Annotated in this window: 10 protein-coding genes and 3 pseudogenes; 6 read left to right on the forward strand and 7 right to left on the reverse strand. The window is 72.0% G+C overall.

Features of this window, described 5'->3' with window-relative positions:
* Positions 1-132: 132 nt before the first annotated feature.
* Positions 133-2,826 carry a penicillin acylase family protein gene (locus tag SALPAC6_RS0119875; RefSeq protein ID WP_026189883.1) on the forward strand — a complete coding sequence of 898 codons (2,694 nt, stop codon included), beginning with the start codon at positions 133-135 and terminating at the stop codon, positions 2,824-2,826.
* Positions 2,827-2,907: 81 nt separating this feature from the next.
* Here SALPAC6_RS0119875 and SALPAC6_RS0119880 read toward each other — a convergent pair whose 3' ends face one another.
* Positions 2,908-4,125: a cytochrome P450 gene (locus SALPAC6_RS0119880; RefSeq protein ID WP_018255096.1), complete on the reverse strand. Its 1,218-nt coding sequence runs from the start codon at positions 4,123-4,125 to the stop codon at positions 2,908-2,910.
* An 88-nt stretch (positions 4,126-4,213) separates the two neighbouring features.
* A complete protein-coding gene (locus tag SALPAC6_RS0119885; protein ID WP_018255097.1) occupies positions 4,214-4,972 on the reverse strand; it encodes an SAM-dependent methyltransferase in 759 nt (252 codons plus the stop codon).
* A gap of 253 nt (positions 4,973-5,225) precedes the next feature.
* Between SALPAC6_RS0119885 and SALPAC6_RS26325 the strand changes: the two are divergent.
* From SALPAC6_RS26325 to SALPAC6_RS30410, 5 genes and pseudogenes are all read left to right on the forward strand, one after another.
* Positions 5,226-5,768: pseudogene (locus SALPAC6_RS26325) on the forward strand (alpha/beta hydrolase); the annotation flags it as partial.
* Between the two features lie 211 nt (positions 5,769-5,979).
* Positions 5,980-6,206 (forward strand): annotated as a pseudogene (locus SALPAC6_RS28165) (RNA polymerase subunit sigma-24); the annotation flags it as partial.
* A gap of 30 nt (positions 6,207-6,236) precedes the next feature.
* A complete protein-coding gene (locus SALPAC6_RS0119900) occupies positions 6,237-6,857 on the forward strand; it encodes a PadR family transcriptional regulator (protein WP_018255099.1) in 621 nt (206 codons plus the stop codon).
* Positions 6,854-7,576, forward strand: a complete 723-nt coding sequence (locus SALPAC6_RS0119905; RefSeq protein WP_018255100.1) for an ABC transporter ATP-binding protein — start codon at positions 6,854-6,856, stop codon at positions 7,574-7,576. The genes SALPAC6_RS0119900 and SALPAC6_RS0119905 overlap by 4 nt, the downstream gene beginning before the upstream one ends.
* A complete protein-coding gene (locus tag SALPAC6_RS30410; protein WP_018255101.1) occupies positions 7,573-10,005 on the forward strand; it encodes an FtsX-like permease family protein in 2,433 nt (810 codons plus the stop codon). Before SALPAC6_RS0119905 ends, SALPAC6_RS30410 begins: the two co-directional genes overlap by 4 nt.
* Here the strand turns inward: SALPAC6_RS30410 and SALPAC6_RS31050 are convergent.
* The 5 genes and pseudogenes from SALPAC6_RS31050 to SALPAC6_RS0119940 form a co-directional block, all read right to left on the reverse strand.
* Positions 9,937-10,821: pseudogene (locus SALPAC6_RS31050) on the reverse strand (ECF transporter S component); the annotation flags it as partial. The gene SALPAC6_RS30410 and the pseudogene SALPAC6_RS31050 sit on opposite strands and share 69 nt — an antisense overlap.
* Entirely contained in the window at positions 10,818-12,449 is a 1,632-nt protein-coding gene (locus SALPAC6_RS0119925) for an ABC transporter ATP-binding protein (protein WP_018255104.1), read from the reverse strand. The pseudogene SALPAC6_RS31050 and the gene SALPAC6_RS0119925, both read right to left, overlap by 4 nt.
* Positions 12,446-13,594, reverse strand: a complete 1,149-nt coding sequence (locus SALPAC6_RS0119930; protein WP_018255105.1) for a CbiQ family ECF transporter T component — start codon at positions 13,592-13,594, stop codon at positions 12,446-12,448. The genes SALPAC6_RS0119925 and SALPAC6_RS0119930 overlap by 4 nt, the downstream gene beginning before the upstream one ends.
* On the reverse strand, positions 13,587-14,513 hold the full coding sequence (locus SALPAC6_RS0119935; protein WP_018255106.1) for a RodZ family helix-turn-helix domain-containing protein: 927 nt from the start codon (positions 14,511-14,513) through the stop codon (positions 13,587-13,589). Before SALPAC6_RS0119935 ends, SALPAC6_RS0119930 begins: the two co-directional genes overlap by 8 nt.
* The gene (locus SALPAC6_RS0119940) at positions 14,510-15,931 is read right to left on the reverse strand and encodes a prenyltransferase/squalene oxidase repeat-containing protein (protein ID WP_018255107.1); all 1,422 of its coding nucleotides are present in this window, start codon (positions 15,929-15,931) and stop codon (positions 14,510-14,512) included. Before SALPAC6_RS0119940 ends, SALPAC6_RS0119935 begins: the two co-directional genes overlap by 4 nt.
* Positions 15,932-16,051 lie beyond the last annotated feature (120 nt).

Raw genomic sequence — 16,051 nt, forward strand, 5'->3', positions numbered from 1 at the left:
TCGTGATTCGGGGCGGCAGATCGGTGTCGGCGCTGATCAGAGCAGCCGGGCGAGCGCGGCGGCGACCCCGCCCGGCGCGTCACCCGAAGTTCAAGATCATCGAATGGTCCACTAAACCTTTAGGATTTCGGTGTGAATCCCGCACGTATTCTTTCGCCCCGGATACGTAAGATCGCGCTCTGGACCGTGGCGGTCCTCACCACACTGGCCCTCGTACTCACCCTCGCCGCCGTGTGGACGGTACGGCGAGCGTTCCCGCAGCACGACGGCGCGCTTCGGCTGCCCGGGCTCATCGCGCCGGTCACCGTGCACCGCGACGATCACGGCATCCCGCAGGTGTACGCGGAGACCGCCGAGGATCTGTTTCGTGCCCAGGGCTACCTTCACGCGCAGGATCGGTTCTGGGAGATGGACTTCCGCCGCCATCTCACCGCGGGTCGGCTCGCCGAACTCTTCGGCGACAGCCAGGTGGAGACCGACATCTACCTGCGGACGATGGGGTGGCGTCGGGTCGCCGAGCAGGAGTGGGGCCTCCTCGGGGCGGATACCAAGCGATACCTGCAGGTGTACGCCGACGGGGTGAACGCCTGGCTCGACGAGAACGACGGGGGTCGGGCGAGTCTGGAGTACGCCGTACTCGGCCTACAGAACTCGGGCTATGCGATCGAGGCGTGGCACCCGGTGGACAGCCTCGCCTGGCTGAAGGCGATGGCGTGGGACCTACGCGGCAACATGGGAGACGAGATCGCCCGGGCGGCACTCCTCGCCGAGGGCCTGACCCGCCAGCGGGTCGAGGAGTTGTATCCGGCGTACCCCTTCGATCGGCATGCACCGATCGTCGTTGACGGAAACGTCGTGGCTGGTGCCTTCGATCAGTTAGCCAGCCCGGCCTCCATGGACCCGGCTGACAATCCGGCCTCCCCGGACCCGGTTGACAGCCCGGATCCCGCCGGGACCGGGACCGCCGGAGCGGGTGGGGGCAGGGAGATGGTTGCCGCGCTGGCCGGCGGGCTCTCCCGGCTGCCGACGATGGTGGGCACCGGTCGGGGCATCGGCTCCAACTCGTGGGTTATCGCCGGCGACCTGACCGACACCGGGAAGCCGATTCTCGCCAACGACCCGCACCTCGGTCCCAGCATGCCCGGTATCTGGTACCAGAACGGCCTGCACTGCGCGTGCGACATCAACGTCTCCGGCTTCAGCTTCTCCGGCACGCCGGGCGTGGTCATCGGGCACAACGCCCACATCGCGTGGGGCTTCACCAACCTGAACCCCGACGTCACCGATCTCTATCTGGAGCGGGTGGACGGCGACCGGGTGCAGGTCGACGGAGAGTGGCAGCCGCTGGAGACCCGTTCCGAGACCGTCAAGGTCGCCGGCGGTGAGGATGTGTCCATCACCGTACGGGCCTCCGGGCACGGACCCCTGCTCTCCGACGCGTCGGCCGAACTGCGCGAGATCGGCCTTAACCCGCCGGTCGACCCGGCGGGCTCGCCGGCATCGGTCGTCGCCACCCCGGAGCTGCGCCCCGACGAGTCGGCGAACACCGACGACGAGCAGCACGGCGGCTACGCCATCGCGCTGAGCTGGACCGCACTCGCGCCGGGCCGGACCGCCGACGCCATCTTCGCGCTGAACACCGCGACGAACTGGACCGACTTCCGCGCCGCGGCGGCACTGTTCGAGGTGCCCGCGCAGAACCTCGTCTACGCCGACACCGACGGCAACATCGGCTACCAGGCGCCCGGCCGGATCCCGGTGCGGGGCAAGGGGGACGGGCGGTGGATGGCGCCCGGCTGGGACTCGGCGTACGACTGGCAGGGCTTCATTCCCTTCGCGGAGTTGCCGAGCGTCGTCAACCCACCCGCCGGCTACCTGGTCACCGCCAACCAGGCCGTCATCGGCCCCTCATACCCGAAGCTGCTCACCAACGACTGGGACTACGGGTACCGCAGCCAGCGCATCTATGAGCTGATCACCTCGGCCCGGGATGCCGGAGAGATCACCGTCGCGGACGTGCAGTCCATGCAGTTCGACAACCGCAACGGCTTCGCGCCGACGCTGGTCCCGGCGGTCGAGGCGGCTGTTGCCGCCGATGCCTCGGGCCTGGTCCGGTCCGCCACCGAACTGTGGACGGGGTGGGACTACCAACAGCCGGCTGAGGGGGAGCCGGGCAGCGAGGACGGGCGCCGCTCCGCCGCGGCGGCGTACTACAACGCCGTCTGGCGCCACCTGCTCCTGGCCACCTTCGACGAACTGCCCGCGGACCACCGGCTCGACGGCAACGACCAGTCGTACGAGGTGGTGCGGGGTCTGCTCAGCCAGCCCGATTCGCCGTGGTGGGACCGGCCGGAGACCGAGGTGGTCGAGGGCCGCGACGACCTGCTGCGCGCGGCGGCCGAAGCGGCGGCGAACGAGCTCTCCCGAAACCAGGGCGACCAGCCGGCCGACTGGCGCTGGGGCCGGATGCACACGTTGACCGTGCGGAACCAGTCCTTCGGCACCTCGGGTGCGGGGATCATCGAGTGGCTCTTCAACACGGACCCGGTCAGCGTCTCCGGCGGCGGCGCGATCGTCAACGCCACCGCCTGGGACGCTGCCACCGGGTACGAGGTCAAGGCCGTTCCGTCGATGCGGATGATCGTTGACCTGGCGGACCTGGACGCCTCCCGGTGGATCCAGCTCACCGGCAATTCCGGGCATGCCTTCCACCGCAACTACGACGACCAGCTGGAGTTGTGGCGTACCGGGGAGACCCTGCCGATGCGTTGGGAGCGAGCCACGATTGAGGCCGAGGCGGCGCGGACGCTAACCCTGGAGCCGTAACGGCCTGGGGGCCGGGAGGCCGGGGCCGATCGCGGAGGGTCGGCCGCGGCGGCCTCGGCCTCGAAGGTGAACCCGGAGCGCTCAGGCCAGTAGTACGGGTAGGACGCTCATGCGCCGGATCATCCATTCCGACTCCCACTGGGGGGCCGTGTCGGCGCTCAGCCGGGCCTGCGGAAACCGTCGCAGGAAGCCGCGTAGCGCGATCTTTGTCTGCACCCGGGCCAGCGGGGCGCCGATGCAGTAGTGCGCGCCGCGCCCGAAGGAGAGGTGCCCCCGCCCTCGTCGTCGCGCGTCGAAGCTGTCGGCATCCTCGTCCGGGTCCAGGTTCGCCGCCGCGAGGCTGATCTGTACGGGAGCGCCCTTGGGGATCAGGTAGCCGCCAAGGTCGAGGTCCGCAAGGGCGAAGCGCCAGGTGGTGTGGGGTACCGGTGGTTGCACGCGCAGGGTTTCCTCGATCCACGCCGCGATAGCCTCGTCGGTGTGTGGCCGCTCCCGCGCGGGTCGTCGCAGGGCCTCGTACAGTGCGGCGGAGATCAGGCTCCCGGTCGTCTCGTAGCCGTTGATGATCAGCGAGAGGGTCCAGACGATGGCCTCACCCTCGGTGACTGTGGCATCCGGCCCGTCGGAGGAGGCCAGCAGTCCGGTGATCACTCCTTCGCGCAGCCCGGCCGGGTTGCGTACCCACTCCTGAACTGCCTCGAACAGCTCCCCGACGGCCTGCTGGCGCAGCGCGTAGTCGGCTGAGTAGAGCATGACCTCGGTGATGTCGTGCAGCCGCCGCTCCGCCCCCGGGGGCAGGCCGAGCATCTCGGAGGTGAACGCCAACGGGATCTTGTGCGTGTAGTCCGTGATCAGGTCTACCTGGGCGCCGGCGGTGGAGTCGAGGTTGTCGAGGAATCCGTCCACCAGGGCGGCGACCCGCTCGCTCCATCGCTCGGCGTTGCGTGGGCTCAGCACCGGAGCGTGGATCCGTCGGATCCGCGCGTGGTGCTCACCGTCGCTCATGACCATCATGCGGGCGTACTCCGGGGGCGGTATCGCCGTCACCATCTGGCCCGGCTGGCGCATCCAGTCGGGGGCAAGGGTGACGTCCTTCCCCAGCTTGGGGTGCGTGAGAGCCTGCTTCACCAACTCGCGGTCGCACACGACCCAGGCATGCTGGTCGAGGTAGGGGATCCGCACGACCGGCGCCACCCGGGCGGCGGCGAGGAGTTCCGGCAGACAGTCGGTCGGCCGCAGCTCAATCGGCATGGTCACTTCGGGAGCTTCGGCCAGGTTGGTATGTGCGGTGTTCTGCATCGCGCGGCACCTCCAGGGGATGCTCGGATTCAGCTCCAGAGGATGGTGCCGACGCGCCCGGAGGGCACGAGATTTCGGAGTCACTGCCTCACGGTTTGTGGGCCACGCAGCCGTACATGAACACCTTGTCTGGCTGCGGTCCCGGATTGCGCCAGGTGTCAACTGGTCCGACTCCGTCTGCGGTCACCTGCCAGCGCCCAAGCAACGGATAGATCTGGTGTGGGCCGCGTAGTTGTAGGGGCTTGTCGGCCTGGTCAAGAATTCTCTCCTTGATGACCGGAAAGGTGGCCAGAGCCTCGCCGTCGAAATCCACCGCCAGGAAGCTGCCCCGAGATGCCCAGTCGAAGATGTCGGAAAGTGTCTTGTGGGCGGCATCATCGTCGAGCGACACGGTTATCCCAGTCATCACTATGCCGATAGGTGCGGTGGGGTCGAGGACCCGTTCGATCGTACCCTGATCGAGGGTGGCAAGATCTGTCGCATCGCAGTAGGCGTATTCCGCTCCCGGTGTGGTGGCGAGAATCTCACTGCCTAAAGCGATGTTGACCGCATCGATATCGGTGTAGAGAACGCGGGCCTCAGGAAGGATCTCATGCACGTTGCCCTGTGTCGGAATGCCGGCACCGAGTAGCAGGAACTGGTTGACTCCCTGCTCCGCGATAGCCCGGACGGCGCGTCCGACGAATTCCTGCAACGTTTGGTAGACCTGGGGAAACCCCGGGTACAGAGCGCAGAATGCCTTGGCCGCTTCCGCGTCCGCCGGAAGATAGTGTGCTCCGCCGCGCCAGTGATCGATGATGCGTCCAGTGTTTGGGACCTGCGCGTGTTGCACCATGGCATCTGTCATGACGAACTTCCTGTTTATGGCAAAGCCAGTCCAGTCAACCGGCTCGAGCTGGTTGGGTAGGAGGATATTTGATGTATCCGCCATCCACAAGTGACTGTGCGTGACATTTTCCGTGGGCTTTGTCGCTATCGGGTTTCCGACGTTCGCCGACTGAAATCCGGGTTTAGCCCGGGTATTCACCCGATGCTTCGGAGTTGGGTGCGGGCGGAGGCTGGGCGGAGGTTCAACCGTCTGGAGGATTCATGCCCGTGCGCACGCTCGGGACGTGCGGGCGGTCTGGGCCGTGGCGCTCAAGCTGCTTGCCGATCCGCGCTGGCCGGACCTGGCTGCCGACGTGCGCGACATGGAGGCCGGAACCCCGCCTCCCGAGGTGAAGCTTCCACTCTCCGTCGCCGCCTTCTGCGCGGACTGGCCCGCCCCGGTCCGCGATTACACCGAGTACGCCGGCCTGGTCCGGGAGGCCACGGCTGCCGGGCCGGATATCCGGTACGGCAGCGGGCTGCTGGCGGTGCAGACCTGCCTCGGCTGGCCGTCGCCGGTCCGGAACCCTCCGCACGTACCGCAGGTGCGGACCCGTACTCCGTTGTTGTTGCTCAACGCCCTGCACGACCCCCGTACCGGCTACAACTGGGCCACCACCATCGCCCGGCAGCTTGGCCGGCACGGCCGCCTGGTGACGTACGAGGGCTGGGGCCACGGCACCTACCAGCGCACTGACTGCACGAAGGCCGTGGTGGACCGCTACCTCGTCGATCTGACGCTGCCCGCCCCCGGAGCGCGGTGCCCGGCGGCTTGAACCCTCCATCGGCTGGTCGGCAAGTCGCTGTCGCTCCCGTGCGGCAGACAACTCGATCGATCAGTTCGCAGTAGGGTCCGCGCGGGGGGCGTGGAGTCTGCACGTCCCCCGCGCGGAGTTACCGCTGGAGATGTCGCCGTGTCAGGAGAAGCTGATGGCCCCAGCGGATCAGCCGGGCTAAGCGGACGGTCTCGGGTATCCGCCTCAACCAGACAGCCCGGTGGCCCGGCTCAATCGGGCGGTCGCTCTCGGGGAGGCCGGCGGCCCGAGGGCTGGCCTGGCCGCTCTGGCGGGCTTGACCCCGCCCTGCCCGGGTACACCGCCGTCGCGGCGTACCTGTACGAGCGGGCGGGTGAACCGGTAGCCACGGAGTTGAGCAGCCGTCTGTTGATGGCCGGTCGTCCTCGCCGGCCAGCACGTCACAGTAGAGCTTACTAAGCAAGTAGTTATCTGGTAAGTTTCGATGCCATGCAGCGAAACGCGGTGCGGTGGGGGCTGCTGGCCCTCTTCGTGGACGGTCCGAAATATGGGTATCAGCTCCGAACGGAGCTGGACACGCGTACCGGTGGTAGCTGGGCGGTGAACGTCGGTCAGATCTACACCACCCTGGACCGCCTGGTCCGGGACGGCTTTGTCGCCACCGCGGGCGCGGACGCCCAGGGGCGAGAGCTGTACGCGCTCACCGAGCCGGGGCGGGCGGCTCTGGCGGGCTGGTACCTCACCCCGGTCACCGAGACGGAGCGCCCCCGCAACGAGTTGGCGATCAAGTTGGCGATGGCCGCGCAGGATCCGAGCGTCGACATCACGATCGTGGTGCAGCAGCAGCGCACCGAGTCGATGCGGCAGCTCCGGGACTACACCGACCTGCGCCGACAGGCCAACGAGGACGTTGACCTCACCTGGTCGCTGTTTCTCGACCACTTGATCTTCGCCCTGGAGGGCGAGCTCCGATGGCTGGATCATGTGGAGGCGACGGTGCTGCGGCGGCGGCACACCCGGCCCGCGTCCACAGCCGCCTCCGCGCCCGCGCCCGCCCCGATCCCGGCCGAGGCTGCCGAGACCGCTGAGTCGGGGCAGACCCGGCGGTGAGCAGCGTGGTGTTGCGATTGTCCGAGGTGGAACGGGTCTATCGGGCCGGCGAAATCCCGGTGTGGGCGTTGGCCGGGGTCAGCCTGACCGTTCGGGCCGGTGAACTGGTCGCGGTGATGGGGCCGTCCGGTTCGGGGAAATCCACCCTGCTCTCGATCGCCGGTGGTCTGGAGGTGCCCACCTCCGGGTCGGTGGAGGTGGAGGGGTTCGGGCTCGGCGGCCTCGACTCGACGGCGGTGGCCCACCTGCGCCGGGACCGGATCGGCTACGTGTTCCAGGACTTCAACCTGGTGACCGACCTGACCGCGGCGGAGAACGTCGCCCTGCCGCTGGAGCTCGGCGGCAGCAGCACGCGGGCGGCGCGCGCGGCGGCTGTCACCGCACTGGACGAAGTGGGCCTACCCGAGGTTGCCGACCGGTTTCCCGACCAGCTCTCCGGTGGGCAGCAGCAGCGGGTGGCGATCGCCCGCGCCCTGGTCGGCGAGCGCCGGTTGGTGCTGGCGGACGAGCCGACCGGTGCCCTCGACTCGCAGACCAGCCTCGCGGTGTTGCAGGTCCTGCGGGCGCGGATCGATGCCGGAGCGGCCGGTGTGCTGGTCACGCACGAGGCGCGATACGCCGGCTGGGCGGACCGCACGGTCTTTCTCCGAGACGGGCGACTGGTGGACGCCACCCCGGCGCGCGACGATGCCCGGCGGCTGCTGGCGGAGTCGTCGTGAGCACCGCCGGCCGGTTCGGTTCGTGGCGGGTCGCGCTGCGCATCACCCGTCGCTCCGCGCTGCGCCATCGGGCCCGCAGCGCGCTGATCCTGCTGATGCTCTTCGTCCCCGCGTACGCCGGCACTGTCCTGCTGGCGAGTTGGAGCAACCTCAGCGGCACCTCGGCGCAGAACGCCACCTTCACGATGGGCCAGGCCGATCTGATCGTTGACTCCGACAGCTCGACCGTGGCCACCCTGCCGTCGGGCAGCCGCACCCTTGGGTTGACACAGGCCCGCACGGTGGTCCGCGGCCCGGACGACCTGCGCGTGTCGAACTACGAGGCGACCGACCCGGAGCACCCGCTGAACCAGGGCCGATATGTGCTCCGGTCCGGGCGGGTGCCCGACGGGCCGGCCGAGGTGGCGGTGACCCGGGCGATGGCCGACGAGCTGGGGCTGGAGTTGGGCAGCCGGCTGACCGCCGGGATGCCGCAGCGGGAGCTCACCGTGGTGGGGCTGATTGACTGGAGCCGGTCGCTGCGCGCCGCCGGGCTGCTCGTGCCATACGATGCCCCGCTCTCCGCAGCGGGCGGCAAGCTGATGGTGCAACTGCCGCCGGGCAGCGGGTGGTCGCCGCCGGAGCCCAGCTCGTATAGGGAACGGAGTGCCCCCAGCGCCGCGGACCGCCGGATCGAGGCGGCGGCGACGGTGCTCGTGGTCAGCTTCGCCGGCACCCAGGTCGTGCTTCTGGTCGGCGCGGCATTCACCGTCGGCGCCGCTCGGCAACGTCGGGAGTTGGCGTTGGTGGCCGCCGCCGGTGCCACCGCTGCGCAGGTCCGTAAGGTGGTCGTCGCCGGTGGGATGCTGCTCGGTGCCATCTCCGCGACCGCCGGGGTGCTCCTGGGGTTGGTGACCTTCGCCCTGGCCGGCCCGCTCATCGAACGCATCGCCGACCACCCGTTGAGTGATGTGTCGATCCCCGGTGGGCAGGTGACGGGGGCCGCCGTGGTCACCCTGCTCCTGGCGGTCCTGGCGGCGGTGCTACCGGCGCGCGCCCTCCGGGGGCGGCCCCTGCGCGGTGCCCTGGGCGGCCAGCGGGACCAGTCCCGGCTGGACCAGGTCGCGCTGGTGGTCGGCGTGGGGCTGATCGTTGTCGCCACGGGCGCGTTGCTGGTCGCCGGCAACCCGGAGGGTCAACCGGCGGTGCTCGCCGCCGGCGGCGTCGCCCTGCTGCTCGGCGTCGTCATGTGCACGCCCGCGCTGGTGCGGGCGAGCGTGCCCCTGGCTCGGGTGCTGCCCATGCCGGCCCGGTTGGCGCTGCGCCACGCCGTACGGCATCGGCTCCGCACCGCCGCGGCGATGGCCGCGGTGCTGGCCGCCGTCGCCGGCAGCGTCGCGCTGGCGCTGGCCGGCGGGGCCCGTGCTGTCGCCACCCCCACCCAGGTGGAGGCGCGGCCCGGCCAGGTCCTGGTGCCAGCGGACCTCGCCGACCTGCTGGGGCCAGCCGGGTTGACGCGGCTGGCCGCGCCCCTGCCGGCGCGCGCCGTCGTGCCACTGCGGACAGTCGTCAACTTCCATCCCACCGTGTTTCGGGACCTGTCCGACAGCACTACCGATCCCACCGTCTTACGCGCCCACGAGCAGCGCGACATCGCCGTCGGCGGGGCGGAGGTCGTGCGGCTGGTGACCGGCCGGGCCGCCACGACCGCGGAAGTGGCGGCCCTGGATCAGGGCGACGCGGTGGTCTTCAACGACGCCCTGGCTGAGAGCGGTCACGTCACCCTGCTGTCCGGCGGGCCGGAACCCAGCTCGGCGGTGCCAACCTCGCTGCCGGCCGTCGTGGCCGCCCAGCGGGAGTACTTCGCCAAGCTGCCCGGCATGGTGGTCTCACCCGGGACCGCGCAGCGTCTCGGGCTGGCCACCCAGCCCCGGCAGGTGGTCATCGACCCGAGCCGCGCACCCAACGCCGCCGAGCTGGACCGGGCGAACACGGTGCTGCTGCAGGCGCAGCTCGCCGCCGGCAAGTCACGCTCGCCGGCAACCGTCACGGCCATCGAGCCAGACCGGGACACCGGGGACAGCACCGCCATGTTCTACCTGCTGGCCGGGGTGAGCGTCCTGGTCACCCTGGTCGCCAGCACCGTGGCGGTCGGCCTGGCGGCAGCCGAACTACGCCCCGACCTAGCCACCATGGCGGCGGTCGGTGCCACCGGTCGCACCCGACGGCACATCGCCGCGGCCCAGGCCGGGTTCATCGTCGGCGCTGGAACCCTGCTCGGCCTGATCTCCGGCAGCGGGCCGGCGGCGGCCTACGTCGGCTTCCACGTCGAGCTGCGCTGGCACGTACCGTGGCCCACCCTGCTGGCGGTCGTGTTGGTCCCACCCGTGCTGGCGATCGTCGCGGCCCGCGGGCTTCCCCGCCTGCGCGGGCAGGAGCGAAGTCGGTAGCGACGCCGGCAGTCCCGGCTCGGGCCCAGTGAAGGTCACCGGCGCACCGAAGGCGGCCCTGCGGGCGGCGCGGCGCAGCGCGGCGAGCACCGCCGGGCCGGCGAGGGCGATCATCACGGCGGTGGTGATCGCCCGTCCGGTGTCCCAGCCGAAGGTGGAGGTCACCGCGGTGAAGATGACGAAGCGGTGCAGGTTCTCCAGGACCGGCGCGCCGGCCACGTAGGAGAGTTGGGTCTCCGCGCCGGCGCTGAACGGCCAGAACCAGAGGTTCATCAGCAGCCCGTAGCCGTAGGCGGCGAGCGCGCCGTACCCGGCCAGCAGAGCGACCTCGGCGCGACCGCGGGGCCGGCGGGGAAGCAGGCCGGCGCCGAGACCCACCCAGGAGGCGGCGAGCATCTGGAACGGCAGCCAGGGGCCGACCCCGGCGGTGAGCAACGCGGAGGCGAACAGCGAGGTGGAGCCGAGCAGGAAGCCGAACCCCGGTCCGAACACCCGGCCGGCGAGGACGAGCAGGAAGAACACCGTCTCGATCCCGGCGGTACCGGCACCGAGCGGGCGCAGCGCGGCGTTGACCGCGGCGAGCACCCCGAGCATCGCCAGGGCCTTGCTGTCGATCCCACCGGAGGTGAGTTCCGCCAGCACCAGCGCCACCAACACCGGCAACATGACGACGAAGACCAGCGGCGCCTCCCCGGCGCGGGCGGTGCTCTCCGGCTGCACCGGGACGAAGAGCGGCCAGGTGAAGGTGGCCAGCGCGGCCACCGACGCGAGCACCAGCACCACGGCGGTACGCGGAGCGACCCGCAGGACACTCACGCCGGCTCCCGCTCCGCCACCAGCGCGGCGGCGACCTGATCCACCGTCAGCCACGCTGCCGGGGCGAGGACCTTGGCGACCTGCGGGGCGAAGGCGGGCGAGGCGAGCATGACCTCCGCGGTGCTGCCGTCAGCCACGATCTCACCGTCGGCCATCACGATCACCCGGTCGGCCAGCGCCGCGACCAGCTCCACATCGTGCGTCGCCACCACCACGCCGCGCCCGGCGGCGGCCAGCCCCCGCACCAGCGAGACGAACTGCCGCTTGGCGAGGTAGTCCAGGCCACGGGTCGGCTCGTCCAGCAGCACCACCGGTGGCGCGGCGGTGAGCTGCACCGCGAGCGCGAGCCCCAGCCGCTGCCCCTCGGAGAGGTCCCGCGGGTGCCGGTCACCGGGCAGGCCGGGGGTGAGCTGGTCCAGCAGGGCGCGGCAGGTGCCGGCCGCCGCCTCGGTCTCCTGGTCGGCCTGGTGGCACTCGCCGTCAACCGTCTCCAGGTAGAGCAGGTCGCCCGGGGTCTGCGGAACCAGCCCGACCTGCCGGCGGGCCTGGTGCGCCGGCAGGTTCTTGGGGTCGACGGCCCCCGCCGCGCCGGTCACGGTCACCGCGCCGCCCTGCCGGGGGCCGCTGCCCTGCACGGCCCAGAGCAGGCTGGACTTTCCGGAGCCGTTGCGGCCCATCAAGGCGACGACCTGGCCAACCTGGAGGTCGAGGTCAACGCCGGCCACGGCGACGGTGCCCGGATACCGTACGACGATCTTCCGCGCGCTCAGCGCCGTCGTCGGCTCCGGGGCGGGAGCCGGCGCGGGGGGCGTCCCCTCGCCGAGCCGCCCACGCAGCTCGGCGGCGCGGCGGCGGGCGTCGCGAACCGACAGCGGCAGCGGGTCCCAGCCGGCCAGCCGGCCCAGCTCGACCAGGGGTGGGGCCAGCTCCACGCCGGCCAGTACCGCCGCCGGTGGCCCGTTGACCACGCGCCCGTCGCCGGGCAGGTAGAGCAGGCGGTCGGCGTACTGCATGACCCGTTCGAGCCGGTGCTCGGCCAGCACCACGGTGACGCCGAGATCATGGACCAGCCGGGTGACCGCGGCGAGGACGTCCTCGGCGGCCGTGGGGTCCAGCGCGGAGGTGGGCTCGTCGAGCACCAGAACCCGGGGGTGGCTGGTGAGGACAGCGCCGATGGCGACCCGTTGCTGTTGCCCGCCGGAGAGGGTCCGGAGTGGCCGATCGCGCAGCTCGGCGATGCCGAGCAGGTCCAGCGTCTCCTCCACCCGCTTGCGCATCACCGTTGGCGGCAGGGAGAGCTGCTCCATGCCGTACGCGAGCTCCTCCTCGACGGTGTCGGTGACGAACCCGGAGAGTGGGTCCTGGCCGACCACGCCGACGACGTCGGCGAGGTCGCGGGGCGGGTGCCGGCAGGTGTCCCGGCCGTCCACGATGACCGAGCCGTGCAGGGTGCCGCCGGTGAAGTGCGGCACCAGCCCGTTGATCGCCCGCAGCAGGGTCGACTTGCCGGCCCCGGTGCGCCCGGCGACCAGGCACAGCTCGCCCTCCTCGACGGTCAGCGTCACGTCGCGTAGCGGCGGCGGCCCGTCCTCGGTGTAGCGGACGGTTACCCGGTCAAATGTGATCATGTGTGATCTCTCGGGACAGGTGTCGGCGGCGGGGCGAGCCAGGCCGGGACGGCCGCGACGGCGACGGCGAGCAGCAGCAGTGGGGTCAGCTCGGGCCAGGTGAGCGGGCTGACCGGCGGGTAGAGCAGCTCCGGGTCGACCGTGCCGGCCAGCACCATGAGGCAGGCCGCGGCGATCCCGCACCCGGCGACGAGCAGCTCGGCCAGCCGCCAGCGGTCCGGCCGGTAGCGGCTGCGGTGGACCCGGCGGCCGGCCAGCAGCATGCCACCCACGGCGGCGGCCAGCCCGGCGAGGAGCAGCGGCAGCCCCAGATAGCCAGGCCCGGCGGTGTCGAGCAGCCCGTAGGTGCCGGCGCAGACGCCGAGCAGGCCGCCGAGGACCAGAGCGCCGGTGACCGCCCGCTGCCGGGCGGGAACCGCCGCGGTCCGGCCGTAGCCGCGCGAGTCCATCGCCGCGGCGAGCGCCAGCGACCGGTCCAACGCGTCGGCCAACACCGGAAGCGCGACTCCCCGAAACGCCCGCATCCCCCGCCCGGACGCACCCCGCAGCCGGCGGGCCCGCCGGACCCGCAGCACACTCTCCACCAGCTGCGGGGCGACCGACAGTGCGACCACCACCGCCGTGCCCACCGCATACAACGCTCCCGGTACGGCCTTGAGCAGCCGCTTCGGGTTCGCCAGGGCGTTCGCCGCGCCCAGGCAGATCAGCATCGTCGCCAACCGGAGCCCGTCGTAGAACCCACCGAGGACCTGCTCGGCGGCGACCGGCCCGAGCAGGCGGATACCCGCTGCCCAGTCCGGCAGCGGGACCTCCGGCAACCGGACCAGCACGTGCTCGCCCTGACCACCACCGAAGACGATCCGGAACACCACCCGCATCGCGACGATCACCACGCCGAGCCAGACGTACATGCGGAACGCCAGCGCCCAGGGGGCGTGCCCGCGTCGCGCTATGACCACCAGCGCGGCGACCGCGACCAGCAGGGTGAGCCCCAGCGGGTTGGTGGTGTGGCTGGCCGCGGTGGCCAGCCCGAGCGCCCAGAGCCACCAGGCACCCGGGTGCAGCCCACGGGGCAGTCGCCAGGCGGACCAACGGGCCGACCATCGGTCGGCGGTCGCGGCGCTGTCCACCGCGGCGTCAGTCATCTGGGTCGGCCGCCCGGCGTCTCCGGGCGGCGACCAGGCCCCCGGCGATGAGTGCGGCCAGCAGCAGCACCCCGGCCAGCGTGCCCAGCGGCACGCCCCCCTCCTCGCGGGAGGCGACGGCGTCGGTCAGCACGGGCTCGTCGGCGGAGCCCGGCTGCGCTGAGGTGGTGGCGGTCGCTGGGGACGGGAGGCCCACCGCGCTGGCCGACGGCGTGGTGGTGGCCGAAGTCGACGGGCCAACGGTCTGGGTCGGCCCGCTGGCGGCACCGGGTTGGCCACCGTCCGCCGCGCCGGGTTGGCCAGGGTCGGCGGCGCCGGGTTGATCGTCGTCGGCGGGTGGCGGTGCGGCATCCCCGCCCGCTGGTGGCGGTGCCACCGGTACGTCGTTCGAGGGCGGCGCCGGCGCCGGCGCAGGCGGTGGTGCGGGGCGGCTCGGGGCGGCCCCCGGGCGGGGCGCGTCGTTGGGGTCGCGGTTGAGGGAGAACGACCAGCCCTCGAAGCTGCCCGCCGGGGGCGTACGGTTCAGCACCCCCTTGTCGCTGTACGTCCAGCGGCCACCGTTCGGGGCGTGCCAGTACGACCAGTAGGCGCTGGCCGGCGACGTGTCGACGCACTTCTCCGCGTCGGCCGACGGCTTGCCCGCGATCCGGCAGATGAATCCCTCGCCCCAGCGCAGCGTGCCGGTGATCTGGAACCCGGCGCTCTTCAGCGCCGCCAGCCCGGTGGCCTGGCTGCCGGGAGCGCAGCGGACCACGGTCCCGCCGCCGAGCTCGTTGAAGTCGACCACGACGGTGACGCCGGAGGCGTCCGGGCAGTAGCCGGGGAGCCCGGCGGCCACCGCCGGACTCCCCGGCCCGATCACCGAGCCGGCGGCGACCAGGGCGACGGCCGCCGCGCCGCGGAGTGTCCTGCGGCTCAATTCGCCCGCCGACGGCCGAGGATGAGCAGCCCCACGCCGCCGCCGAGCAGCAGCACCGCGAGCAGCACGTAGCTGGTGATCGCCGCACCGGTGGTGGCCAGCCCACCCAGGCTGGAGGTGGTCGGCGTCGGCGTCACCGGAGCGCTGCTGGTCGGCGGCGCGGAGGGCGTCTCCGACGGGACGGTCCCGGTGGCGCTCGGCGTCGGGCTGGTGGTGCCGGTCGGTGTCGGCGATCCGGTGGCGGTGGGCGAGGCGGTGCCGGTCGGGGTGGGCTGCCCCGTCGGCGGCGGGTCGAGGCCGATCCGACCCAGCGGCACCTGGGCAAGCCCGAGCAGCGCCTGGGCGGTGGCCCGACGCCACTGGTCCCGGTGGTTGCCGGCGATCCCCTCCTTGACGGCGGCGGCGAGCCCGTCGGCCTTGTATGCGATGGCACCCGCCTCCGCGGCAGCCGCACCGCCGTTCGCCGCGGTCAGCTGGAGCGCGGCCAGCGCCACCGCCGCCTCGGTGGCCTCGGGGTCGCGGCCGGCGGCGGCGAGGGCCTGCCCGGCCAGGCCGGTGCTGTTGGAGTTCTTCCCGGTGGTCGGCCCGGAGCCGCCGAACGACCCGTCGGCGTACTGCTGGGACACCAGCCATTCCGCGCCCGCGTCGGCCGCGTCGGCGGCGCCGGCGGCACCGTTCTCGGCGGCGCTCAGCAGCGCCTGCACGGCCATCGCGGTCGAGTCGACATCAAGGGTGGCGTTGGGTTGGTCGTCGCAGGACGGCGAGGGCCCATCGGTGGAGTCCGGGTAGAGGCGGAAGCCACCCGCGGCGCACTGCTGCCGGATGAGGAAGTCCACCACGTCCTGCGGGACGCCGCCGCTGCGGGCCAGGCCCAGCACGGCGAAGGACTGGTCGAAGGTGTTGCTGGGGTCCGGGCCGGTCTTCGGGGTGGTACGGCTGGTGATCCGTCCCCGCTGGTGGTCGATGTCCGCTCCGGCGATCAGCGACAGGGTCTCGGCGCGCAGGTCGTAGCCGCCGAAGTCGGTGGGGTCGGCGCTGGCCGCGGAGGCGGCGTAGAGCAACTTCGCGGTCGCCCCACCGTCGGTGACGCCCTCGAAGCCCCAGTGGTCGTAGCTGTTGTAGGCGCGCACGTTCGCCGCGACCTGGGCGGTCGCCGCCTGCCGGGTTGACGGGTCGACCCCGGTGGCGGAGAGCGCGAGGAGGCCGTCGATGGTCAGCCCCCAGTCCTTCGGTTTGCCTGGGCCAGGCAGGACGCCGTCGGTGAACTCGTCGGCCAGCCAGGACGCGGCCTCGCGCGCCGCCGCGGCGTGGTCCGGGTCGGGGGCCGCCACCACGGTCAGTGGGGCAGCGGCCACCACGGCGAGGGTGGTTGCCGCTGCCGCGCCGAGACCGGTGGCGAGGCGCCGGGTCAGAGCCATGAGGGGTGCCTTTCGTAGCGCAGTCGGTGAGCTCCGGCAAGCACCCCGGGGTACGAAAACCCCGCTCCGCGTGCTGTGTGAGCGGGGGTGGACGGACCTCGGCGGACCGGACTTCACCCT

It is taken from the genome of Salinispora mooreana (assembly GCF_000379065.1).
GTDB lineage: Bacteria > Actinomycetota > Actinomycetes > Mycobacteriales > Micromonosporaceae > Micromonospora > Micromonospora mooreana.